Origin of the sequence: Pseudomonas sp. SO81, assembly GCF_030374125.1 — a bacterium.
Taxonomy (GTDB): Bacteria; Pseudomonadota; Gammaproteobacteria; order Pseudomonadales; family Pseudomonadaceae; genus Aquipseudomonas.
Genome location: NZ_CP126126.1, coordinates 3,170,419 through 3,193,424, shown reverse-complemented (window position 1 = coordinate 3,193,424; position 23,006 = coordinate 3,170,419). Strand labels below are relative to the sequence as shown.

The 23,006-nt window shown below is 64.6% G+C and carries 24 protein-coding genes; 9 read left to right on the top strand and 15 right to left on the bottom strand.

Features of this window, described 5'->3' with window-relative positions:
• Nucleotides 1-12: 12 nt before the first annotated feature.
• Complete coding sequence (gene tyrS / locus OH686_RS14855) at nucleotides 13-1,212, bottom strand: tyrosine--tRNA ligase (RefSeq protein WP_289533596.1); 1,200 nt, start codon at nucleotides 1,210-1,212, stop codon at nucleotides 13-15.
• 181 nt (nucleotides 1,213-1,393) lie between these two features.
• Between tyrS and OH686_RS14850 the strand changes: the two genes are divergently transcribed.
• Nucleotides 1,394-2,797, top strand: coding sequence for a peptidoglycan DD-metalloendopeptidase family protein (locus OH686_RS14850; RefSeq protein ID WP_289533595.1), 1,404 nt, complete (start codon nucleotides 1,394-1,396; stop codon nucleotides 2,795-2,797).
• A gap of 1 nt (nucleotide 2,798) precedes the next feature.
• Entirely contained in the window at nucleotides 2,799-3,890 is a 1,092-nt protein-coding gene (locus tag OH686_RS14845) for an anhydro-N-acetylmuramic acid kinase (protein ID WP_289533594.1), read from the top strand.
• A 60-nt stretch (nucleotides 3,891-3,950) separates the two neighbouring features.
• Here OH686_RS14845 and erpA read toward each other — a convergent pair whose 3' ends face one another.
• The gene (gene erpA, locus OH686_RS14840) at nucleotides 3,951-4,301 is read right to left on the bottom strand and encodes an iron-sulfur cluster insertion protein ErpA (protein ID WP_043308183.1); all 351 of its coding nucleotides are present in this window, start codon (nucleotides 4,299-4,301) and stop codon (nucleotides 3,951-3,953) included.
• Between the two features lie 167 nt (nucleotides 4,302-4,468).
• The gene (argC, locus tag OH686_RS14835; protein ID WP_289533593.1) at nucleotides 4,469-5,503 is read right to left on the bottom strand and encodes an N-acetyl-gamma-glutamyl-phosphate reductase; all 1,035 of its coding nucleotides are present in this window, start codon (nucleotides 5,501-5,503) and stop codon (nucleotides 4,469-4,471) included.
• Between the two features lie 137 nt (nucleotides 5,504-5,640).
• On the opposite strand from argC, the gene hemJ reads away from it, so the two are divergent.
• The 4 genes from hemJ to OH686_RS14815 all read left to right on the top strand — a co-directional run bounded on the left by hemJ (nucleotide 5,641) and on the right by OH686_RS14815 (nucleotide 8,944).
• Complete coding sequence (hemJ, locus tag OH686_RS14830) at nucleotides 5,641-6,066, top strand: protoporphyrinogen oxidase HemJ (RefSeq protein ID WP_289533592.1); 426 nt, start codon at nucleotides 5,641-5,643, stop codon at nucleotides 6,064-6,066.
• Nucleotides 6,067-6,083: 17 nt separating this feature from the next.
• Nucleotides 6,084-7,046, top strand: coding sequence for an NAD(P)H-dependent flavin oxidoreductase (locus OH686_RS14825; protein ID WP_289533591.1), 963 nt, complete (start codon nucleotides 6,084-6,086; stop codon nucleotides 7,044-7,046).
• An 89-nt stretch (nucleotides 7,047-7,135) separates the two neighbouring features.
• The gene (locus OH686_RS14820) at nucleotides 7,136-8,134 is read left to right on the top strand and encodes a DUF805 domain-containing protein (RefSeq protein WP_289533590.1); all 999 of its coding nucleotides are present in this window, start codon (nucleotides 7,136-7,138) and stop codon (nucleotides 8,132-8,134) included.
• A 3-nt stretch (nucleotides 8,135-8,137) separates the two neighbouring features.
• Nucleotides 8,138-8,944: an SDR family NAD(P)-dependent oxidoreductase gene (locus OH686_RS14815; protein ID WP_289533588.1), complete on the top strand. Its 807-nt coding sequence runs from the start codon at nucleotides 8,138-8,140 to the stop codon at nucleotides 8,942-8,944.
• Here the strand turns inward: OH686_RS14815 and OH686_RS14810 are convergent.
• Complete coding sequence (locus OH686_RS14810; RefSeq protein ID WP_289533586.1) at nucleotides 8,941-10,422, bottom strand: AAA family ATPase; 1,482 nt, start codon at nucleotides 10,420-10,422, stop codon at nucleotides 8,941-8,943. The genes OH686_RS14815 and OH686_RS14810 overlap by 4 nt on opposite strands.
• A 71-nt stretch (nucleotides 10,423-10,493) precedes the next feature.
• Between OH686_RS14810 and OH686_RS14805 the strand changes: the two genes are divergently transcribed.
• On the top strand, nucleotides 10,494-10,832 hold the full coding sequence (locus OH686_RS14805; protein ID WP_289533584.1) for a histidine triad nucleotide-binding protein: 339 nt from the start codon (nucleotides 10,494-10,496) through the stop codon (nucleotides 10,830-10,832).
• Between the two features lie 82 nt (nucleotides 10,833-10,914).
• On the top strand, nucleotides 10,915-11,562 hold the full coding sequence (gene coq7 / locus OH686_RS14800; protein WP_289533582.1) for a 2-polyprenyl-3-methyl-6-methoxy-1,4-benzoquinone monooxygenase: 648 nt from the start codon (nucleotides 10,915-10,917) through the stop codon (nucleotides 11,560-11,562).
• 54 nt (nucleotides 11,563-11,616) lie between these two features.
• Here coq7 and speD read toward each other — a convergent pair whose 3' ends face one another.
• Together speD and OH686_RS14790 are read right to left on the bottom strand one after the other, a co-directional pair.
• On the bottom strand, nucleotides 11,617-12,411 hold the full coding sequence (gene speD, locus OH686_RS14795; RefSeq protein ID WP_137974839.1) for an adenosylmethionine decarboxylase: 795 nt from the start codon (nucleotides 12,409-12,411) through the stop codon (nucleotides 11,617-11,619).
• 212 nt (nucleotides 12,412-12,623) lie between these two features.
• Nucleotides 12,624-13,049, bottom strand: coding sequence for an OsmC family protein (locus OH686_RS14790; RefSeq protein WP_289533580.1), 426 nt, complete (start codon nucleotides 13,047-13,049; stop codon nucleotides 12,624-12,626).
• Between the two features lie 233 nt (nucleotides 13,050-13,282).
• On the opposite strand from OH686_RS14790, the gene crp reads away from it, so the two are divergent.
• Nucleotides 13,283-13,927 (top strand): cAMP-activated global transcriptional regulator CRP, encoded by a 645-nt coding sequence (gene crp, locus OH686_RS14785; protein WP_137974837.1) that lies wholly within the window; start codon nucleotides 13,283-13,285, stop codon nucleotides 13,925-13,927.
• A 167-nt stretch (nucleotides 13,928-14,094) separates the two neighbouring features.
• On the opposite strand, the gene trpC is transcribed toward crp, so the two are convergent.
• From trpC to OH686_RS14740, 9 genes are all read right to left on the bottom strand, one after another.
• Complete coding sequence (gene trpC / locus OH686_RS14780; protein ID WP_289533579.1) at nucleotides 14,095-14,928, bottom strand: indole-3-glycerol phosphate synthase TrpC; 834 nt, start codon at nucleotides 14,926-14,928, stop codon at nucleotides 14,095-14,097.
• Nucleotides 14,925-15,971: an anthranilate phosphoribosyltransferase gene (gene trpD, locus OH686_RS14775; RefSeq protein WP_289533578.1), complete on the bottom strand. Its 1,047-nt coding sequence runs from the start codon at nucleotides 15,969-15,971 to the stop codon at nucleotides 14,925-14,927. Before trpD ends, trpC begins: the two co-directional genes overlap by 4 nt.
• Nucleotides 15,971-16,564, bottom strand: coding sequence for an aminodeoxychorismate/anthranilate synthase component II (locus OH686_RS14770; RefSeq protein ID WP_289533576.1), 594 nt, complete (start codon nucleotides 16,562-16,564; stop codon nucleotides 15,971-15,973). The genes trpD and OH686_RS14770 overlap by 1 nt, the downstream gene beginning before the upstream one ends.
• Nucleotides 16,565-16,575: 11 nt before the next feature.
• A complete protein-coding gene (gene trpE / locus OH686_RS14765) occupies nucleotides 16,576-18,054 on the bottom strand; it encodes an anthranilate synthase component I (protein WP_289533575.1) in 1,479 nt (492 codons plus the stop codon).
• 72 nt (nucleotides 18,055-18,126) lie between these two features.
• Complete coding sequence (locus tag OH686_RS14760; protein WP_502942815.1) at nucleotides 18,127-18,900, bottom strand: phosphoglycolate phosphatase; 774 nt, start codon at nucleotides 18,898-18,900, stop codon at nucleotides 18,127-18,129.
• A gap of 38 nt (nucleotides 18,901-18,938) precedes the next feature.
• On the bottom strand, nucleotides 18,939-19,613 hold the full coding sequence (rpe, locus tag OH686_RS14755) for a ribulose-phosphate 3-epimerase (RefSeq protein ID WP_289533571.1): 675 nt from the start codon (nucleotides 19,611-19,613) through the stop codon (nucleotides 18,939-18,941).
• 113 nt (nucleotides 19,614-19,726) lie between these two features.
• Nucleotides 19,727-20,554, bottom strand: a complete 828-nt coding sequence (locus tag OH686_RS14750) for an ABC transporter permease (RefSeq protein ID WP_289533569.1) — start codon at nucleotides 20,552-20,554, stop codon at nucleotides 19,727-19,729.
• Nucleotides 20,555-20,570: 16 nt separating this feature from the next.
• Complete coding sequence (locus tag OH686_RS14745) at nucleotides 20,571-21,818, bottom strand: ABC transporter permease (protein WP_289533567.1); 1,248 nt, start codon at nucleotides 21,816-21,818, stop codon at nucleotides 20,571-20,573.
• 123 nt (nucleotides 21,819-21,941) lie between these two features.
• Nucleotides 21,942-22,982, bottom strand: coding sequence for an ABC transporter substrate-binding protein (locus OH686_RS14740; RefSeq protein ID WP_289533566.1), 1,041 nt, complete (start codon nucleotides 22,980-22,982; stop codon nucleotides 21,942-21,944).
• Nucleotides 22,983-23,006 lie beyond the last annotated feature (24 nt).

Here is a 23,006-nt window from a genome sequence, read left to right as displayed (position 1 = left end):
ATGCAAAGTTTTTCACTCTGCCTTCAAAGAGATACGTGCGAAGGCCTTCTTACCGGCCTGGCACACATGACTGGAGCCCAGCTTGAACATGAAGTTGCGATCAACCACCTCGCCATCCACCTTGACGCTACCTGCACCCAATAGGTCGCGAGCAGCGGCAGCGTTCTTCACCAGGCCGGCCTTATTAAGGACAGAGGAGATCGGCATCTCTTCTATAGAGAGCAGCTCGACTTCCGGCAGGTCGTCCGGCAGCTCGCCATCCTTCAGGCGATTACCCGCAGAACGGTGCGCACTGGCGGCAGCCTCTTCACCATGGAATCGAGCCACGATCTCTTCGGCCAGCTTGATCTTGATGTCGCGCGGATTGGCACCATTGACCACGTCAGCCTTGAACTGCTCGATCTCTTCCATGGAGCGGAAGCTCAGCAGCTCGAAGTAGCGCCACATCAGCGAGTCCGGCATGGAGACCAGCTTGTTGTACATGACGCCGGGCGCTTCCTGGATACTTATATAGTTGCCCAGCGACTTGGACATCTTCTTCACACCATCCAAGCCCTCGAGCAGCGGCATGGTGACGATGCACTGAGACGACTGACCGTAGGAGCGCTGCAACTCACGCCCCATGAGCAGGTTGAACTTCTGATCGGTACCGCCGAGCTCGACGTCTGCACGCAGCGCCACCGAGTCGTAACCCTGCACCAGCGGATAGAGGAATTCGTGGATGGCAATCGGCTGATTGCCTTCGTAGCGCTTCTGGAAGTCATCACGCTCGAGCATGCGCGCCACGGTGTACTGCGAAGCCAAGCGAATGAAGTCGGCCGGCGTGAGCTTGTCCATCCAGGTGGAGTTGAACGCCACCTCGGTCTTGGCCGGATCTAGAATCTTGAATACCTGAGTCTTGTAGGTCTCGGCGTTATCCAGCACCTGCTCGCGGGTCAGCGGTGGGCGAGTCGCGCTCTTGCCACTGGGGTCGCCGATCATTCCGGTGAAGTCACCTATAAGGAAGACCACCTGGTGCCCCAACTCCTGGAACTGGCGCAGCTTATTAATAAGCACGGTGTGCCCCAAATGCAGATCGGGCGCGGTCGGGTCGAAACCGGCCTTGATCCGCAGCGGCTCGCCACGCTTGAGCTTCTCAACCAGTTCGGACTCGACCAGAACTTCTTCTGCACCGCGCTTAATCAGCGCCAGCTGCTCTTCAACCGACTTCATGACAGGACCCGTGCTACCCGCAAACCAAAAAGGGAACCAACCATACAAGATCACTGACCAATTACAAGCTCTACGCCAGGGGTGTGCCGCTGGGCCGATGCATGGCCTGCAGGGTTGCCTATAGTGAAATTTGATTATATTTTAGACAGTTAATGCACTCTTCCAAGAAACACCCTGAGCCATGACGCATTCTGTACCCAAAGCCACGTCCTATCCGCGGAGCCACTTGCTGGCAGCCAGCGGTATTGCGGCGCTGCTGAGCCTGGCCTTGCTGGTGTTCCCGTCGCGCGAAGTCGAAGCCAAGAAGACCTACCTGAGCCTGGAGCTGGACAACGGCTCCGAGCAGATCGTGCAAGAGAAGGATGATCTCCGACCCGATCAAGCCGCCGGGGAATCGCCTTTCGCCGATAACAAGAACAGCGCCCAAGCAAACGCGAATAAGAAGAACGAAGAAGCACAAATCACCCAACCCACCGATCCGCTGCAGAAGAGCGTCACCGTCGCCAACGGCGATACGCTGTCGACCGTCTTTTCTCGCGTCGGCCTGGATGCCAATGCCCTTCACGAAGCCATCGGCAGCAGCAAGGACGCCAAGCGTTTCAGCCGTCTGCACGTGGGCCAGGTGCTGGACTTCAAGCTGACGCCTGAAGGCAAGCTGGAGCGCATGGGCAGCAAGCTGAACGACTTGGAGAGCATCTCCCTGACGCGCAGCGACAAGGGCTTCTCCTTCAAGCGCGAACTGGTCAAGCCGGACGTGCGCACCTCCTACGCCCACGGCGTGATCAACAGCTCGCTGTTCCTCTCTGCCAAGCGTGCCGGGCTATCACACAGCCTGACCATGGACCTGGCCAACGTATTCGGCTACGACATCGACTTCGCCCAGGACATCCGCGAAGGCGACGAATTCGAGCTGATCTACGAAGAGCACGTGGTCAACAACAAGCAGGTCGGCAACGGCAACATCCTCTCCGCGCGCTTCACCAATCGCGGCAAGACCTACACCGCTGTGCGCTACACCAGCAAGCAGGGCGTGACCAGCTACTACAACGCCGATGGCATGAGCATGCGCAAGGCGTTCATCCGCACCCCGGTGGACTTCGCCCGCATCAGCTCGAAATTCTCCATGGGCCGCCGCCACCCGATCCTGAACAAGATCCGTGCGCACAAGGGTGTCGACTACGCTGCCCCGCGCGGCACGCCGATCAAGGCCGCCGGCGATGGCCGCGTGCTGCTGGCCGGACGCAAGGGCGGCTACGGCAATGCCGTGGTCATCCAGCACGGCAACAGCTACCGCACCCTGTACGGGCACATGCAAGGCTTCGCCAAGGGCGTGCGCACCGGCAGCACCGTCAAGCAGGGGCAGATCATCGGCTACATCGGCACCACCGGCCTGTCGACCGGACCGCACCTGCACTACGAGTTCCAGGTCAATGGCCGTCATGTCGATCCGCTCAGCCAGAAGCTGCCAATGGCCGACCCCATCGCTCGCAACGAGAAGCAGCGCTTCCTGCAGCTGAGCAAGCCGCTGATGGCGCGCATGGACCAGGAAAAGGCCACCATGCTGGCCGCCAACAAGCAGCCCTGATATGCCGCGCTACCTGGGAGTGATGTCCGGTACCAGTCTCGACGGACTGGATATCGCCCTGATCCAGCAAGATACCCGCCCCGCTCTCCTCGCCCACCACTACATCCCCATGCCCGACGCCTTGCGCGCCGAGCTGCTGGGACTATGCACCTCGGGCCCTGACGAGCTGGCACGCGCCGCCATTGCCGAGCAGTGCTGGGTAGAGCTGGCGGCCGCCGGCATCAATGCGCTGTTGCAACGCGAAGGGCTGAGCGCGAGCGATATCCGCGCCATCGGCAGTCATGGCCAGACGGTGCGCCACGAACCCGCCCGCGGCTTTACCGTGCAGATCGGCAATCCGGCCCTGCTGGCCGAGCTGACCGGCATCGACATAGTCGCCGACTTCCGCCGTCGCGACGTGGCCGCAGGCGGCCAGGGGGCGCCGCTGGTTCCGGCCTTCCACGAAGCGCTGTTCGACAGTGACGAGCAACCCAAGGCCGTGCTCAATGTCGGCGGCTTCAGCAATCTCAGCCTGATCGAGCCGGGCCAGGCCGTGCGCGGTTTCGACTGCGGACCGGGCAACGTGCTGCTGGATGCCTGGATCGGCAAGGTGCGTGGCGATGCGTTTGATCGCGACGGCGCCTGGGCGGCCAGTGGCCAGCCCAATGCGGCGCTGCTGCAAGCGCTGCTGAGCGACCCCTATTTCGCCACGCGCGGCCCGAAGAGCACCGGGCGCGAGCTGTTCAATCTGCCCTGGCTGGAAAACCACCTGGCCGAGTTCCCCGCAGTGTCGCCCGCCGATATTCAGCGCACCCTGCTGGAGCTCACCGCACGCAGCATCGTCGACTCGCTGCAGCAGGCTCAGCAGGACACCGCCGAGTTGCTGGTGTGCGGCGGCGGCGCGCACAACGCCGCATTGATGCAGCGCCTGCAGGAACTGTTGCCTAGCTGCCAGGTAGCCAGCACCGCCGAGCGTGGCGTGCCTCCGGACTGGGTCGAGGCCATGGCCTTCGCCTGGCTGGCGCATTGCTGCCTGGAGCGTATCCCGGCCAACCGCCCCAGCGTCAGTGGCGCGAAGGGACCACGAGTGCTCGGGGCGATCTACCCGGCCTGACCAGGCCAGGCCCAAACGAAAAAGCCGCGCAGATGCGCGGCTTTTTTCATGGCGAATGGCTCAGATCGAGAAGGACGAACCGCAGCCGCAGGTGGTGGAAGCATTCGGGTTGTTGATCACGAAGCGCGAACCTTCCAGGCCCTCCTGATAATCCACCTCGGCGCCGGCCAGGTACTGGAAGCTCATCGGGTCGACCACTAGGCTGACGCCCTCGCGCTCGACGATGGTGTCGTCGTCGGCCACGTCCTCATCGAAGGTGAAGCCGTACTGGAAACCCGAGCAACCGCCGCCGGTGACGAACACACGCAGCTTCAGACGCGGATTGCCCTCTTCATCGACCAGGCTCTTCACCTTGTTCGCCGCGCCCTGGGTGAAGATCAGGGGGGTTGGAGTGAAGGTCTCGACGCTCATCTTGCTGCTCTCCCGGCGCCAGGCGCCATGTTACGTACTGCACGGGCGGCGATTATCCGCTTACCCGAGCAAATTGGTCAATTATTGCGCGATGACAGGAGCAGGGCTCCTGCTTCTTAGATAGGCGCGCCTGCGGCGAATTCAAGTCGTCGCAGGCGCAACCTCGATCAGGGCAGCAACGCGGCGTGGGACAGGCCCAGGCGCTCGTCCAGGCCGAAGAGGATGTTCAGGTTCTGTACCGCCTGGCCGGACGCGCCCTTGACCAGGTTGTCGATGGCCGACAGCACCACCACCAGCTCACCGCCTTGCGGACGGTGCACGGCGATGCGGCAGACGTTGGCACCACGCACGCTGCGGGTCTCCGGATGGCTGCCAGCCGGCATCACGTCGACGAAAGGTTCATTGGCGTAACGCTGCTCGAACAGTGCCTGCAGGTCGACGCCGCGATCGGCGACAGTGGCGTACAGGGTGGCATGGATGCCACGGATCATCGGCGCCAGGTGCGGCACGAAGGTCAGGCCGACCGGCCCCTTGGCGGCGCGACGCAGGCCCTGACTGATCTCCGGCAGGTGACGGTGGCCCTTGACCGAATAGGCCATCATGCTCTCGCTGGCCTCGCACAGCAGCGAACCGACCTTGGCACCGCGACCGGCGCCGCTGACGCCGGAGGCGCAGTTGGCGATCAGGCGACTGTTATCGGCCAGGCCGGCCTCCAGCAGCGGAAGCAGGCCGAGCTGGGTGGCGGTCGGATAGCAGCCGGGCACGGCGATCAGGCGCGCGCCCTTGATGGCCTCGCGATTCACTTCCGGCAGTCCGTAGACCGCCTCCGGCAGCAGCTCCGGCGCGCCGTGCGGCTGGCCATACCACTTGGCCCACTCCTCGGCGTCCTGCAGACGGAAGTCGGCGGACAGGTCGATCACCTTGGTGCCGGCCGCCAGCAGCTCGCCGGCCAGGGCATGGGCGACGCCGTGCGGGGTGGCGAAGAACACCACGTCGCAGGCGCCCAGGGTGGCCACATCCGGCACGCTGAAGGCGAGATTGTCGTAGTGGCCGCGCAGATTGGGGTACATGTCGGCAACCTTGACCCCGGCCTCGGAACGCGAGGTGATGACCGCCACCTCGGCCTGCGGGTGTTGGGCCAGCAGACGCAGCAGCTCCACCCCGGTGTAACCCGTGCCGCCGACGATTCCGACCTTGACCATTGCATAACCCCCGCAGAGAGACCGATAAGAAAGGCTGCCGATGATAAAGCCCATGGCCGCAGCGGCCAACCTCAAGGGTGACGTGCGACCACGGCTTTCTCTACTATCGGCGATAAATATCCCGCTGGAAGTCGCCAATGCTCTATCTCTGGGTCAAGGCCCTGCACATCATCGCCATGGTCTGCTGGTTTGCCGGGCTGTTCTACCTGCCGCGCCTGTTCGTCTACCACGCCTCGGCCGACGACGCGCCCAGCCAGGAACGCTTCTGCGTGATGGAGCGCAAGCTGTACCGCGGCATCATGAACCCCTCGATGATCGCCACCCTGATCTTCGGCGGCTGGCTGCTCTACCTCAGCCCGGCCTGGCTGCAGCAGGGCTGGCTGCACGCCAAGCTGCTGCTGGTGGTACTGTTGATCGCTTACCACCACGTCTGTGGTGCACAACTCAAGCGCTTCGCCCGCGGCGAGAACGTTCGCGGCCACGTGTTCTACCGCTGGTTCAACGAGGTGCCGGTGTTGTTCCTGCTGGCGATCGTGATTCTGGTGGTGGTCAAACCCTTCTGAGAACAAGAGGAACGCTCATGTCACTGCCCGCCCTGCTCGATCAACGCCTGCGCCTGCCGGTGGTGGCCGCTCCGATGTTTCTGGTGTCCACTCCCCCCCTGGTGCTGGCCACCTGTCACAGCGGCGTGGTCGGCAGCTTCCCGGCACTGAACCAGCGCGAGAGCGCCGGCTTCAAGGCGTGGCTGGAGGAGATCGAAGCGGGGCTGAAGCCGGACTCGGCACCCTACGCGGTCAACCTGATCGTGCACGGTAGCAACCCGCGCCTGCAGGCCGACCTGGCCATCTGCGTGGAGCACAAGGTGCCGGTGGTGATCACCAGCCTCGGCGCAGTGAAGGAAGTGGTAGACGCCGTGCACAGCTATGGCGGTCTGGTGTTCCACGATGTGACCACCCACCGCCATGCGGAAAAGGCCGCCGAGGCCGGCGTGGATGGCTTGATCGCGGTGGCCGCCGGCGCCGGCGGCCACGCCGGCACCTGGAGTCCGTTCGCCCTGATCGCCGAGATCCGCCAGTTCTTCGACAAGACCCTGCTGCTCTCCGGCTGCCTCAATCACGGCCACGAGATCCTCGCCGCGCAATTGCTGGGCGCCGATCTGGCCTACATGGGCACGCGCTTCATCGCCACTCGCGAGAGCAATGCCGACGGCGACTACAAGCAGATGATCCTCGACGCCCGCGCTGCCGACATCGTGCACACCCCGGCGGTGTCCGGCGTGCCGGCCAGCTTCATGCGCCAGAGCCTGGAAAAGGCCGGCTACGACCTGCAGCGCCTGCAGAACAAGGGCGACATCAACTATGGCGAGAAGCTCAAGCCGATCAACGACGAAGCCAAGGCCTGGAAGACCGTCTGGTCGGCGGGTCAGGGCGTCGGCGGCATCGACGACCTGCCGACGGTGGCCGAGCTGATCGCCCGCCTGGATGCCGAATACCGGGCCGCCCAGAGCCAGGCCGGACAACTGACGCAACGCTGGCCGCGCTGAGCAGAAAACTGCGCAACAGGTCGCTTGTTCGCACCCGGCAAAGCCCCTAGGCTCTAGCCACTTCTCAATGACGTAACAGGGATGCACGCATGACGGATACTCGCTACAAGATCGTCTTCGACGGCCAGTTGATGCCGGAGATGACACTCGACACGGTGAAGGACAACCTGGCCCGCCTGTTCAAGAGCGACCAGAGCAAGATCGACGCCCTGTTCAGCGGCTCGCCGGTGGCCCTCAAGCGTGACCTGGCCGAGGCGGAGGCGGACAAGTACCTGGCCGCGCTGCAGCAGGCCGGAGCCTTGGTACGTAAGGAGCAAGAGGGCGGAAGCCTCGGCCTTAGCCTGGTGGATAGCGAACCGGCCATAACTGCTCCAGCCACGCCACAACTGCCCACCAACGGTATGGCCTGCCCCAAATGCGGCCATCAGCAGGAGAAAGCAGCCGAGTGCTCGGCCTGCGGCATCATCATCGAGAGGTATTTGGCCCGTCAGGCGGCGCTGCCGGCAACCTCAGCGCCTGCTGCAATGGAAAGCGCCTCGCCCTATAGCACACCGAAATCGGAAGTCGGTGATGCGATGCCAGAGTATGGCGAGCTGAAAGTCTTCACGGTGAATGGTCGGATCGGCCGCGTGCGCTACCTGGGCTGGTCGATGGCGTTGATGCTGATCGCCCTGCTGGGCTACGGCATTGCAGCCGGCGCTATGGCCGTTTCGCCCATAGTCGGTGGCATCCTGATGATTCCGCTGGTGATAGGCGGCGTGGTGGTCAGCGTGATGATTGGCGTTCAGCGCCTGCACGATATCGGCTGGTCCGGCTGGCTCTGGCTGCTCAACTTCGTACCGGTGGTGGGCAGCGTGTTTGCCCTGCTGATGCTGGTCATCCCGGGCACCCAGGGTGCCAACCGCTATGGCCCACCGCCACCGCCAAACAGCGGCGGCGTGATCGCCCTGGCCTGGTCGCTGCTCTTGGTACCGATACTGGGCATTCTCGCGGCCATCTCGATCCCGGCCTATCAGGAATATGTCGACCGTGCCGAGCAGGCTCAGCAGGAACAACAGCTGCAGTACGCCCCGGAAGGCGAGGAGTAGACCTTGAGCGGTTACGCCCTGATTACCGGCGCCTCCAGCGGCCTCGGCCTGGCCCTGGCCGAGGCTCTGGCCCGGCGCGGGCGTAACCTGATCCTGGTGGCGCGCCAACGCGACGCGCTGGAAAGCATCGCCTGCGAGCTGAGCCAGCGTTTCGGCATCGAGGCGCTGTTTCGCGTCTGCGACCTGACCGAACCGCTGCAGCTCACCGGCCTGATCCAGGAGCTGGAACAGGGCGAGCGGCAGATCGATCTGCTGGTGAACAACGCCGGCATCGGCAGCGCCGGACTGTTCGTCGAGCAGGACTGGGGACGCGAGCAGGAACTGATCGAACTCAATATTCTGGCACTCAGCCGGCTGTGCCATGCCCTTGGCCTGGAGATGAAGCGGCGCGGTGCCGGGCAGATTCTCAACGTGGCTTCCCTGGCCGCCTTCCAGCCGGGCCCACTGATGAGCAGCTACTTCGCCAGCAAGGCCTACGTGCTGCACTTCTCCGAGGCGCTACGCAGCGAGCTGGCGCCGTTCGGGGTGAGAGTCTCGGTGCTCTGCCCCGGGCCGATGGCTACCGCCTTCTTCCGTCGCGCCGAGTTGTACAGCGGTGGACTGGAACGCCAGCAGCAGCTGGCCAGCCCCGAGGAGATCGCCCTGGTCGCCTTGCGCGGCCTGGACCGCAATAGCGCCATCATCATCCCCGGCTGGCGCCATCGCCTGGTGCCGCAACTGCTGCGCCTGACGCCGCGGGCGCTGGTACGCCACGTGGCGATGAAGATGGTGCGCCCGCTGCTGCCACGCACTCGCGCAGAGCAACCTTAGTCGGCGCTCACCGTACGTCCGTCGGCCCAGGCCCGCAGCTCCGTCAGGCGTTCGGCCATGACCACCGACAGTGGCGCCGTACCCTGAATGTTGCTCAGCAACAGCGCCTGATCCACCGACTGCTGGCGGGCCTGCGCGGCATACAGGGCGCTGACCACCACCTGCTCGATCTCCGCGCCGGCGAACCCCTCACTGGCCTGCGCCAGTGCCTGCAGATCGAACTGCTCCGGCACCAGCTCACGGCGGCGCAGATGGATGGCGAAGATCTCCGCGCGCACCTCGGCGCTCGGCAGGTCGACGAAGAACAGCTCGTCGAAGCGCCCCTTACGCACCAGTTCCGGCGGCAGGCGGTCGATGGCGTTGGCGGTGGCGACCATGAACACCGGCGACTTGCGCTCGGCCATCCAGGTCAACAAGGTGCCGAGTACGCGCTGGCTGACGCCGTCGTCGTTGCTGCCGGTGGCCAGCCCCTTCTCAATCTCGTCCATCCACAACACGCAAGGCGCCATCTGCCCGGCCAGCTTGAGCGCCTCGCGCAGGTTGCGCTCGGTCTCGCCGAAGAACTTGTTGTACAGGGCGGCGAAGTCCAAACGCAGCAGCGGCAGTCCCCAGAGACCAGCCACCGCCTTGGCCGCCAGGCTCTTGCCACCGCCCTGCACGCCGACCAGCAACATGCCGCGGGGGATATCGGCACCCTTGCCGTTGAAGAAAATGTCCTGGCGCTCGCCCAGCCAGCGCTTGAGGTTGTTCAGGCCACCGACCTCGGCGAAGCGTGCGGTGTCGTACTCGAAGCTGAGCACGCCTTCCAGATCCAATAGCTGAAACTTGGCCTTGTTCAGCTCCGGCAGGTCTTCCTGGGTAATCGCGCCGTCATCGCAGATCACGTTGCGCGCCAGTGCCCGCGCCTCGGCGTGGCTCATGCCGCGCAGGTTCTTCACCACCTGCTGCAGGGTGCGATTGTCGGTGCGCACGCGGGCGCCGCGGTTGCGCTCGCTCCAGCGCGTGGCCTCTTCGCGCACCAGGGCCAGCAGCTCTTCCTCGGTCGGCAGCGCTAGGCTGAAGCGCGCGGCATAGCGCTGCACCTCGGCCGGCAGCTTGAGCGCGTGCGAGACCAGCACCAGGGTCGGCTTGTGCGGCGCCTCGCTCATGGCAATCTCCTTGAGCAGGCGCACCAGTTTGGGATTGTCTGTCAGGAACGGATGCAGGTCGCACAGCACATAGATGTTCGGCGTCGGATCGGCCTTGATCAGGCGCAGCGCTTGCTCCGGCTCGCGGCTATCCAGCTCGCCCACCGGCTCGCCGCCGAAGGCCAGGCGCTGCAGACCCTCCGTCACCGCCCAGGTGTAAATGCCGAGGCCGCGCTTGATCGCCAGAGAGGTGATGGTTTCCAGCACCCGTGGCTCGTCCCAGGACTCGATCACCACCAGTTTGACGCGGGACTCCAGGACCAGGCCCAGATCGTGAACATCGTTCTTCAACACGCACTCCTTGTGCTGTCTGCCGACACTATTAAACTCGCAGGATACCCAAAGCCGCCGGAGGAAAGCGCGTGGACTGCCTGTTCTGCAAGATAATCGACGGCACCATTCCCGCCCGCAAGCTCTACGAGGACGACGAGGTGCTGGCCTTCCATGACATAGGCCCGCAGGCGCCGGTGCATTTCCTGGTGATCCCCAAGCGCCATATCGCCACCCTCAACGAACTGAGCGAAGCGGATCGTCCGCTGGACGGGCATATTCTCTACACCGCCCAGCGCCTGGCCGCCGAACAGGGCTGCGCCGAAGGCTTCCGCGTGGTGATGAACTGCAACGACCTGGGCGGCCAGACCGTGCACCACATCCATATGCACGTGCTCGGCCAGCGGCAGATGCACTGGCCGCCGGGCTGAGCGGCAGCGACCCATTGTCGCCGGTCAAAAATCTGTCCAGACCTTCAGGTAAACTGCCGGCATGCTTTCCGTGGAGATGGCCATGAGCAACGAACGCCAGTTTTCCCCCGTCGACCGCCTGTTGATCCAGGCCGATGCCGCCATGCGCACCCTGCTGCCGTTCAGCGGCGCACCGGCGCGGCCATCGCCGGCCATCCTGCAGAACGAGTCCGAGCTGAGCGACGAAGACGCTCGCCATGTGGCCGGGCTGATGCGCATCAACCACACCGGCGAGGTCTGCGCCCAGGCGCTGTACCAGGGCCAGGCCCTGACCGCCAAGCTGCCGGAAGTGCGCAAGGCCATGGAGCATGCCGCCGACGAGGAGGTCGACCACCTGGCCTGGTGCGAGCAGCGCATCCGCGAACTGGGCAGCCACCCGAGCGTGCTCAATCCGTTGTTCTACGGTCTGTCCTTCGGCGTCGGCGCGGTTGCCGGGCTGATCAGCGACCGGGTCAGCCTGGGCTTCGTCGCCGCCACCGAGGACCAGGTGGTCAAGCACCTCGACGAGCACCTGGAGCAGATCCCGCAGGACGATGCCAAGACCCGCGCCATCCTCGAACAGATGCGCGATGACGAGGAACAGCACGCCACCAGCGCCATCGACGCCGGCGGCCTGCGCTTCCCGGCGCCGGTGAAGTTCGGCATGAGCCTGCTGTCGAAAGTGATGACCAAGAGCACGTACAGGATATAAAGCGGTAGACATGAAAAAGGGCGCCGATCGGCGCCCTTTTTCGTTGCGGGAGAATCAGCGCGGCATATTGCGCGCGTAGAAGATCTCCAGCATCTCGTGACGCACCCGCTCTTCCACCTGCTGGCGCTGCTCGGCGGTCAGGTTGCGGGTGGCGTCGCCGAACAGGTAGTTGTCCAGCTCGAAGTTCTTGAGCAGCATCTTGGTGTGGAACAGGTTCTCCTGGTACACGTTCACGTCTGTCATCTGGTACGCGTCCTGGGTATCCTCGGAGAGGTAGTTCTGGATCGAGTTGATCTCGTGGTCGATGAAGTGCTTCTTGCCTTCCACGTCGCGGGTGAAGCCGCGCACGCGATAGTCGACGGTGACTATGTCCGAGTCGAACTGGTGGATCAGGTAGTTGAGCGCCTTCAGCGGCGAGATCACGCCACAGGTCGACACGTCGATGTCCACACGGAAGGTCGCGATGCCCTCGACCGGATGGATCTCCGGATAGGTGTGCACGGTGATGTGACTCTTATCCAGGTGCGCCAGGATGGTATCCGGCAGCGGCCCCGGGGATTCCTCGATCTGGCTGGCGGTGGGTTCCACCGGTTGCTCGGAGATCAGGATGGTCACGCTGGCGCCTTGCGGGTCGTAGTCCTGACGAGCGATGTTCAGGATATTGGCGCCGATGATGTCGACAACATCGGTGAGGATCTGCGTCAGCCGCTCGGCGTCGTACTCGGTGTTGATGTACTGGACGTAAGCCTGCTGGTCTTCCGGCGTTTCCGCGTAGCAGATGTCATAGATGTTGAAGCTCAAGGTCTTCGTCAGGTTGTTGAACCCGTGGAGCTTGAGTTTGCTTTTCACCGTTGGAGATTCTCTTGGTTGGTGCGGCTCTGCCGCGTGATCGAGCATGCCCGTCAGCTGCGAATGGCTCAGCTGCGTAGGACGGTTAACACCTCTTCGCGATGGCGATTGGTTTTGGTTGGGGCGCAGGCCCCGAAAAGGGCCGCGCATTATGCAGATCGACGGCCGTGGCGGCCAGAGTCTGCGCCCGCTTTATGATGGCCGGATGACCGTCAGGCACCCAGTTCGACTATCTCGTAGTCGTGGGTGATTTCCACGCCGGCGCGGCCGAGCATGATCGAGGCCGAGCAGTACTTCTCCGCCGACAGCTCCACCGCGCGCTTGACCTGCGCCTCCTTCAGGCCGCGGCCCTTGACCACGAAATGCAGGTGGATCTTGGTGAACACCTTGGGATCCTCGCCCGCGCGTTCGGCTTCGAGGAAGGCCTCGCAGCTCTCCACCGGCTGGCGCGCCTTCTTCAGGATGCTGACCACGTCGAAGTTGCTGCAGCCGCCCAGGCCGATCAGCACCATTTCCATGGGACGCACACCGAGGTTGCGACCGCCGGCCTCGGGCGGACCGTCCATCACCACCACATGGCCGCTGCCGGATTCGCCGAGGAACATGGCCTCGCCGGCCCATTGAATGCGCGCTTTCATCGCCTGGACTCCACTGCCCGAAAAAGGCGCGTAGCTTATCACAGCGTCTTATTTCACCCGGCCGTCGCATTTACGGGCAACGGGCCATTACCAGTGATGACTGCGTCGCAAATTCGCGTTGCTGGCCCCTGCGTGTCTGTTAAGCTGGCGACGGATAACTGGCACACTTGTTCGGATAACTAATAAGAAATTCGCCTGCTGGACAAAGGCTTACTCAATTTCGGGACTCGGGCATGGTAGCTATTACCCTTACACCAAAGATCAAGAACATCGACAAGCTGCTCGCGCACTGTCACCGCCGTCGCTATACGGCAAAGAGCACCATCATCTATGCGGGGGATCGTTGCGAGACCCTGTTCTTCATCATCAAAGGTTCGGTCACCATCCTCATCGAGGATGACGACGGCCGCGAGATGATCATCGCCTACCTCAACCCCGGCGACTTCTTTGGCGAGATGGGGCTGTTCGAGAAGGAAGGCACCGAGAAGGAGCGCAGCGCCTGGGTCCGCGCCAAGACCGAGTGCGAAGTGGCGGAACTGAGCTACGCCAAGTTCCGCGAGCTGACCCAACAGGACCCGGAGATTCTCTACGCCCTGGGCAGCCAGATGGCCGACCGCCTGCGCAACACCACGCGCAAGGTAGGCGACCTGGCCTTCCTCGACGTCACCGGCCGCGTGGCCCGCACCCTGCTCGACTTGTGCAAGCAGCCGGACGCCATGACGCATCCGGACGGCATGCAGATCAAGATCACCCGTCAGGAAATCGGCCGCATCGTCGGCTGTTCCCGCGAGATGGTCGGCCGCGTGCTCAAGTCCCTGGAGGAACAGGGCCTGGTGCATGTCAAAGGCAAGACCATGGTGGTGTTCGGCACCCGCTGATCGGGCTGCTGCGCGTCGGCGAGTCGTTGTCGCAAGCTGCTTCGGGATGCTCATTTACTGCATGTAAACTCCGCTCCCTCAGCAGCTCGCTCCTAGCCTCGCTCTAGCTCGCTAGCCCGATGCATAAAAAAGCCCGCCAATCGGCGGGCTTTTTTATGCAGACCAGTTCAGTCCGGATCGACGCCCGGCACCACGCGGCTGCCGGCGAAGAACAGGCGCTTGAGCTCGGTGCCCGGCTCCTCGGCGCGCATGAAGGCCTCGCCGACCAGGAACGAGTACACCTCGTTGATCTCCATCAGTTCCACATCGGCACGGGTGAGGATGCCGCTCTCGGTGATCACCAGGCGATCGCGCGGAATGCGCGGCAGCAGGTCGAGGGTGGTCTCCAGGCTGACTTCGAAGCTGTGCAGGTTGCGGTTGTTGATGCCCACCAGCGGCGTGTCCAGGGTGTTCAACGCACGCTCCAGCTCGTCTCCATCATGCACTTCCACCAGCACGTCGAGGCCGACGTCCTTGGCGCTGGAGGCCAGCTCGGCCATACGTACGTCATCCAGCGCCGAGACGATCAGCAGCACGCAGTCGGCGCCCAGGGCGCGGGCCTCGACTATCTGGTACGGGTCGATCATGAAGTCCTTGCGGATCACCGGCAGCGAGCAGGCCGCGCGGGCCTGCTGCAGGTACTCGTCGGCACCCTGGAAGAAGTCGATGTCGGTGAGTACCGACAGGCAGGCCGCGCCACCGGCCTCGTAGCTCTTGGCGATGTCGGCGGGCACGAAGTTCTCGCGCAGCACGCCCTTGCTCGGCGAGGCCTTCTTCACTTCGGCGATCACCGCGGCCTGCTTCTGCGCCACCCGCTCCTGCAGGGCGCGGGCGAAGCCGCGCACCGGATCGGCGCCACGCGCCTGCGCCTCGACCTCGGCGAAGCTGACGCGGGCGCGGCGCTCGGCCACTTCCTCGGCCTTGCGGGCGAGGATCTTCTCCAGCACGGTTGGAATGCTCACCCTTCGTTCTCCACACGAAATACCGCGGTAAAGGACACCAGCTCGTCCAGCTTTTCCCAAGCCAGGCCGGTGTGCAGAGCGTCCTGCGCCAGCTGCACACCTTCCTTCAGACTAGTCGCCAGATCGGCCGCGCAGAGGGCGGCACCGGCATTCAGCACGATCATGTCGGCGGCCTTCTGGCCATGCTCGGTCTTGCGCCGGCCGAGAGCATCGCGGATCAGTGCCAGCGAGCCCTGGGCGTCTTCGACGGTCAAGCCCATCAGGGTCTGGCTCTTGATGCCGAAGTCCTCGGGCTGGATGCGGTACTCGCTGACCACGCCGTCCTTCAGCTCGGCAACATGGGTCGGCGCGGCCAGGCTGATCTCGTCCAGGCCATCCTGCGCGTGCACCACCAGCACGTGCTTGCTGCCCAGGCGCTGCAGCACTTCGGCCATCGGCCGGCACAGGGCCTGGCTGAACACGCCGATCACCTGGTGCTTGACACCGGCCGGGTTGGTCATCGGGCCGAGCATGTTGAAGATGGTGCGCAGGCCCAGCTCGCGGCGCGGGCCGATGGCATGTTTCATGGCGCCGTGATGGGCCGGGGCGAACATGAAGCCGACGCCGACGCTCTCGACGCAACGTGCCACCTGCTCGGGCTTGAGGTTCAGGTAGACGCCGGCGGCTTCCAACAGGTCGGCGCTGCCACTCTTGCCGGACACGGCGCGGTTGCCGTGCTTGGCCACGCGGCCACCGGCCGCCGCGACCACGAAAGCGGCGGCGGTGGAGACGTTGAACACGTTCATGCCGTCGCCACCGGTGCCGCAGGTGTCGACCAGGCGCTCGGCGTTGATCTGCACCGGCGCGGCCAGCTCGCGCATGACGGTGGCGGCCCCGACGATCTCGTCGATGGTCTCGCTCTTCATGCGCATGCCCATGAGGAAGGCGCCGATCTGCGCGTCGGTGCACTGGCCGGTCATGATCAGGCGCATCACGTCCTGCATCTCGGCGGTAGACAGGTCCAGCTGGTTGACCACCCGGTTGAGGGCTTCCTTGATGTCCATCAGCGCACTCCGCCTTGCTGTTTGAGGAAGTTGGCGAACAGTTCGTGGCCCTGCTCGGTGAGGATGGATTCCGGGTGGAACTGCACGCCCTCGATGTTCAGGGTCTTGTGGCGCAGGCCCATGATCTCGTCCACCGAGCCGTCCGCATGCTGGGTCCAGGCGGTGACTTCCAGGCACTCCGGCAGGGTCTCCAGCTTGACCACCAGGGAATGGTAGCGGGTCACGGTGAGCGGCATGTTGAGGCCGGCGAAGGCACCCTTGTCCTCGTGGAACACCGGGCTGGTCTTGCCGTGCATCACCTGGCGCGCACGCACCACGTCGCCACCGAAGGCCTGGCCGATGCTCTGGTGGCCGAGGCACACGCCGAGGATCGGCAGCTTGCCGGCGAAGTGCTTGATCACCTCCAGTGACACGCCAGCCTCGGTCGGCGTGCACGGGCCGGGCGAGACCACGATGCGCTCGGGGTTCAGTGCCTCGATCTCGGCGATGCTCAGCTCGTCGTTGCGGATCACGCGGACATCGGCACCCAGCTCGCCCAGGTACTGCACCACGTTGTAGGTAAAGGAGTCGTAGTTATCGATCATCAGCAGCATGGTTGGGCCCCTTACTCTACGGACTGTTCGGCGAGGCTGACCGCGCGGAACATGGCGCGGCGCTTGTTCAGGGTTTCTTCCCACTCCAGGGCCGGCTGCGAGTCGGCGACGATGCCGGCGCCGGCCTGCACGTGCAGCTCACCGTCCTTGATCACCGCGGTACGGATGGCGATGGCGGTGTCCATGTTGCCGTTCCAGGCGAGATAACCCACGGCGCCGCCGTAGACCCCACGCTTGACCGGCTCCAGCTCGTCGATGATCTCCATCGCGCGCACCTTCGGCGCACCGGACAGGGTGCCGGCCGGCAGGATGGCGCGCAGGGCGTCCATGGCCGACAGGCCCTCTTTCAGGTGCCCCGTCACGTTGGAGACGATGTGCATGACGTTGGAATAGCGCTCGATCACCATCTGCTCGGTGACCTTCACCGTGCCGGTGCTGGAGACGCGGCCGACGTCGTTGCGCCCCAGGTCGATCAGCATCAGGTGCTCGGCGATCTCCTTGGCGTCGGACAGCAGATCCTTCTCCAGCTCGATGTCGGCCTCCTCGGTCGCGCCGCGCGGGCGGGTGCCGGCAATCGGGCGCACGGTGACCAGGTTGTCCTCGACGCGTACCAGTACCTCCGGCGAGCTGCCCACCACGTGGAAGTTGCCGAAGTTGAAGAAGTACATGTAGGGCGTCGGGTTGATGCAGCGCAGCGCGCGATACAGGTCGATCGGCGCGGCCTGGAACGGGATCGACATGCGCTGGGAAATCACCACCTGCATGCAATCGCCGGCCAGGATGTATTCCTTGATCGCGCCGACTGCGGCCTCGTAGTCGTCACGCTTGAAGCTGGAGACGAAGTCCGGCTCCTTGCCGGCCGGCTTGCTCAGGTCCACGCCCAGGCGCGGGGTGATAGGCCTGCGCAGCTTGTTGAGCAGCTCGCGCAGCTGGGCCTGGCCCTGTTCGTAGGCATCGGCTTGGGCCGGGTCAGCGAGAACGATGGCGTGCATCTTGCCGGCCAGATTGTCGAACACGACGACCGCATCGGAGACCATCAGCAGGATGTCCGGGGTGCCCAGCGGATCGGGGTTCGGGCACTGCGCCAGCTTCTTCTCCACGTAGCGCACGCTGTCGTAGCCGAAGTAGCCGACCAGGCCGCCGTTGAAGCGCGGCAGACCGGCGATGGTCGGTACGTTGTAGCGGGCCTTGAACTGCTCGACGAAGGCCAGTGGGTCTTCGCTTTCCAGGCTCTCCACCTCGACGCCGTCGACACGCACGCTGATCTGGTGACCATGCACGCGCAGCACGGTGCGCGCCGGCAGGCCGATGATCGAGTAGCGGCCCCACTTCTCGCCGCCCTGCACGGATTCCAGCAGGTAGGAGTTGGGGGTGTCGGCCAGCTTGAGGTAGATCGACAGCGGGGTGTCGAAGTCGGCCAGGGTTTCGAATGCAAGCGGAATGCGGTTGTAGCCGTCGGCGGCCAAGCGCAGGAATTCTTCGCGGGTCATGCTCTGCCTCGTGGTATGAGGAGGTGAAACGGATGTTGGGCAAACGCGCCGGAACCAGCCGGCCAGGAGAAATCAGGCGCGCCAGCGCCAGCGGGCCAGGGCCTTGATGACTTTCATCCATTGTTTGCTGGCAACTACCACGATGCTGTCTCGATGAGGCGGGTAATCGGAAGAGTCCGGCGACATTAGCGCAGCGTCATCGGCCGCGCAACCGGGCAGCAGCTGGCGCAGATCGTCGAGCACCCGTGCCGGGTTCTCCTCGGCGATCGGCCGACCATGGTTGTAGCCGTAGCTCAGGGCCACGCAGGGCACGCTGGCGGCGCGGGCGGCCAGCACGTCGTTGCGCGAGTCGCCGATAAACAGCGCCTGCTGCGACTCCACACCGGCCAGGCGCATAACGAACAGCAGCGCGGCCGGGTCGGGCTTCTGCTGCGGCAGGGTGTCGCCACCGATGATCCAGCGGAAGTAACGGCCCAGCTTCATCTCGTCCAGCAGCGGGGCGACGAAGCGCTCCGGCTTGTTGGTGATCAGCGCCAGCTCCACGCCCTGCTTCTTCAGCCACTTGAGGGTAGAGGTGACGCCCGGGTAGACGGTGCTCAGCGCATGGCTGCCGGAGTAGGCCTCGTTGAACAGCTCCAGGGCCTGCTCGGTGTCGGCGTCGCTGATCTCGGTGTGCTCGATGCCGCCGGCCAGGGCGCGGCGCACCAGCACGCGGGCGCCGTTGCCGACCCAGTCGCGCACCCGTTCGACACCGGCAGCCGGGCGACCGAGCTGCACCAGCATGCGGTCGATGGCGGCGGCCAGGTCGGGCACCGAATCCACCAGGGTGCCGTCCAGGTCGAACATCACCAGGCGCGGCAGGCTTCCCTCGAACAACTCGTGGATCACGCGCGCACCTGGGCCAGTTCGGCGCGCATGGCGTCGATCACCGCCTTGTAGTCGGGCTGGTTGAAGATGGCCGAGCCGGCGACGAAGGTGTCGGCGCCCGCCTCGGCGATCTCGCGGATGTTCTTCACGTTGACCCCGCCGTCGATCTCCAGACGGATGTCGTAGCCAGAAGCGTCGATCAGGGCGCGGGCCTCGCGCAGCTTATCCAGGGTGGCGGGGATGAACTTCTGCCCGCCGAAGCCGGGGTTGACGCTCATCAGCAGGATCATGTCGACCTTGTCCATCACGTACTTCAGGCAGTCCAGCGAGGTGGCCGGGTTGAACACCAGGCCGGACTTGGCGCCGCCGTCGCGGATCAGCTGCAGGGAGCGGTCGATATGCTGGGTCGCTTCCGGGTGGAAGGTCACGTAGGTCGCGCCGGCGTCGATGAAGTCGCCGATGATGCGGTCGACCGGCGACACCATCAGGTGGGCGTCGATCGGCGCGCTGATGCCGTACTTGCGCAGTGCCGAGCAGACCATCGGGCCGATGGTCAGGTTGGGCACGTAGTGGTTGTCCATCACGTCGAAGTGGACGATGTCGGCGCCGGCGGCGAGCACCTTGTCGACCTCCTCACCCAGGCGGGCGAAATCGGCGGACAGGATCGACGGGGCGATGGCGAAGGGCTGCATGCGAACCTCAGGCATGAATCACGGTGGCGCAATTGTAGCCTGAGTCGGTCGCGAAGGCTGTTGTCACACGTCAGTGAACGCCTGCGACTTTCGCCGCAGGCGCTGTATCCGTATCACTCGGGCATGGCGGTGCGCATCTTCTCGCTGCGCCCGCGCAGCCACTCCAGGGTCAGCAGCATGACCACCGAGAAGGCGATCAGCAGGGTGGCGGCGGCGGCGATGGTCGGCGACAGGTTCTCGCGGATGCCGCTGAACATCTGCCGTGGCAGGGTGGCCTGCTCGGGGCCGGCGAGGAACAGGGTCACCACCACTTCGTCGAACGAGGTGGCGAAGGCGAACAGCGCGCCAGAGATCACCCCGGGCGCGATCAGCGGCAGGGTCACCCGGCGGAACGCGGTGATCGGCGAGGCGCCCAGGCTGGCCGCAGCGCGCACCAGGTTGTAGTTGAAGCCCTGCAGGGTGGCCGACACTGTGATGATCACGAATGGCACACCGAGCACCGCGTGCACCAGGATCAGCGAGGTGTAGCTGTTGCCTAGGCCAAGCGGGGCGAAGAACAGGTAGCTGGCCACCCCGACGATCACCACCGGGGCGACCATCGGCGAGATCAGCAGGCTCATCACCAGCGCCTTGCCGCGGAACTCGCCACGGGTCAGGCCGATCGACGCCAGGGTGCCGAACACCATGGCCAGCACGGTGGCGGCCGGTGCAACGATCATGCTGTTCTTCAGCGAGCGCATCCACTCGGCGGAGCTGAAGAACGACTCGTACCAGCGCAGGGAGAAGCCCTGCAGCGGGTAGACCAGGAAGCTGCCGGAGTTGAACGACAGCGGGATGATCACCAGCACCGGCAGAATCAGGAACAGCAGCACCAGCGCGCATAGGCCACGGTGGGTCCAGAACCAGGCGCGCTCGACGGGGGACTTGTAGGGGCTCAGCATCTCGATGTTCTCCTGATCAGCCCAGACGCAGGCGGCTCGCGCCCACCAGCCAGCTGTACACCACGTAGAGCAGCATGGTCGCCAGCAGCAGCAGGCCGCCCAGCGCCGTGGCCATGCCCCAGTTGATGGTGCTGTTGGTATAGAAGGCGACGAAGTAGCTAATCATCTGGTCGCCCGGGCTACCCAGCAGCGCGGGGGTGATGTAGTAGCCGATGGACAGGATGAACACCAGCAGGCAGCCGGCGCCGACGCCGGCCAGGGTCTGCGGGAAGTACACCCGCCAGAAGCTGGCGAAGGGGTGGCAGCCGAGCGAGATGGCGGCGCGCATGTAGCTCGGCGAGATGCCCTTCATCACGCTGAAGATCGGCAGGATCATGAACGGCAGCATGATGTGCACCATGGCCACGTACACCCCGGTGCGGTTGAACACCAGCTGCAGCGGCGCATCGATCACACCTATGGCGATCAGCGCGCTGTTGATCAGGCCGCCGGACTGCAGCAGCACGATCCACGCCGCCACGCGCACCAGGATCGAGGTCCAGAACGGCAGCAGCACCAAGATCATCAGCAGGTTGCTAGCGCGGGTCGGCAGGTTGGCCAGCAGGTAGGCCAGCGGATAGGCCAGCACCAGGCAGATGGCGGTGATCACCAGGCCCATCCAGAAGGTGCGGGCGAAGATGTCCAGGTAGATGGCCTGGTCCGGGGTGGCGGACGCCAGCTCGCCGAGATCGTCGATGCGGTGGTCGAGGGACGCCAGCAGGAAATAGGGGGTGAAACCACTGTCGTTGCGACGGATCACCTGCCAGTAGGCCGGGTCGCCCCAGCGCTCGTCGAGGTTCTCCAGCGCATCCTTGTAGGAAGCCGGCTCCTGCTTGAACGGCAGGGCGCGACCGGTCTTGGCCAGCAGGCTGCGGTAGCCGGCCAGCTCCATGTTCAGGCGTTTGGAAAGATCGCCGATGGTCTGGTTCTTCCGCGCTTCGGCCAGGTCCTGGGCCAGGGCCTGGTACACCGGCTCCTCGGGCAGACCGCGACCATCCCAGGTGCCGATGGCCTCGACGGTGCGCGGCAGGCTGCCGACCACCTCGGGGTTCTCCACGCTCTTGTACAGCAGGATGCCGATGGGCAGCAGGAACACCACGAAGAGGAACACCAGCAGCGGCAGGATAAGGCCCTGGGCCTTTAGCTGGTTGATGCGCTCGGCGCGGGCCAGCTTCTGCTTCAGCGTCAGGCCGGCGAACTCGGTGAGGGATACGGTAGTGGCCATCGCGGGCTCCAGAAACACCGGGACAAAGCGCCCTCGCCCAACGGCGGGCGAGGGTCAGGAGGGACGGGGGAGCGTCCCTCCAACCAACTCCCCTTCACCAGAAAGGGGCACTGCACGGGATACTTACTTGGCCGCCCAGGCGTTGAAGCGCTGTTCCAGCTGCTCGCCGTAGTCGGCCCAGAAGGTCACGTTCATGGCCACCTGGTTGGCGATGTTTTCCGGGGTGGTCGGCATGTCCTTGAGCAGCGCCGGGTCGAGCAGCTCGACGGCCTTCTTGTTGGCCGGGCCGTAGGCGATGTTCGAGGAGTAGACCTTCTGCTGCTCCGGCTGCACGCTGAAGGCGGCGAAGGCCTTGGCGGCGTCGGCATCCTTGGCACCTTTCGGGATGGCCCAGGAGTCGAAGTCGTAGATGCCGCCGTTCCATACCACTTTCAGGTTGCTCTCCTTCTGCACGGCGGCGATGCGGCCGTTGTAGGCAGAGCTCATGACCACGTCGCCGGAGGCGAGGAACTGCGGCGGCTGGGCGCCGGCTTCCCACCACTGGATGTGCGGCTTGATCTGGTCGAGTTTCTTGAAGGCGCGATCCTGGCCTTCCTGGGTGGCGAGCACGCTGTAGACGTCCTTCGGCGCCACGCCGTCGGCCATCAGGGCGAATTCCAAGGTGTACTTGGCGCCCTTGCGCAGGCCGCGCTTGCCCGGGAACTTGGCCACGTCCCAGAAATCGGCCCAGCTGCTCGGGGCGGCGGAGAGCTTGTCGGCGTTGTAGGCGAGCACCGTGGACCACACGAAGAAGCCCACGCCGCACGGCTGGATGGCACCTTCGATGAAGTCGTCGGGATTGCCGAACAGGGCCGGGTCCAGCTCTTCGAACAGGCCCTCGTCGCAACCGCGGGACAGCTCGGGCGACTCCACTTCCACCAGGTGCCAGGACACGCTGCTGGTGTCGACCATGGCTTTGACCTTGGCCATCTCGCCGTTGTACTCGCCGGCGATCACCTTGCCTTTGCCGGCCGCTTCCCACGGCTGGTAGAAGGCCTTGGTCTGGGCGTCCTTGTTGGCGCCACCGAAGGAGATCACCGTCAGGTCGGCGGCCATCGCCTGGGCCGCGCCGAGCAGGCCGAGGGCCAGGGCGCTGTGGCGGAAGATGCTGCGGATGTTGCTCATTGTTGTTTTCTCCACTGTGCAGGG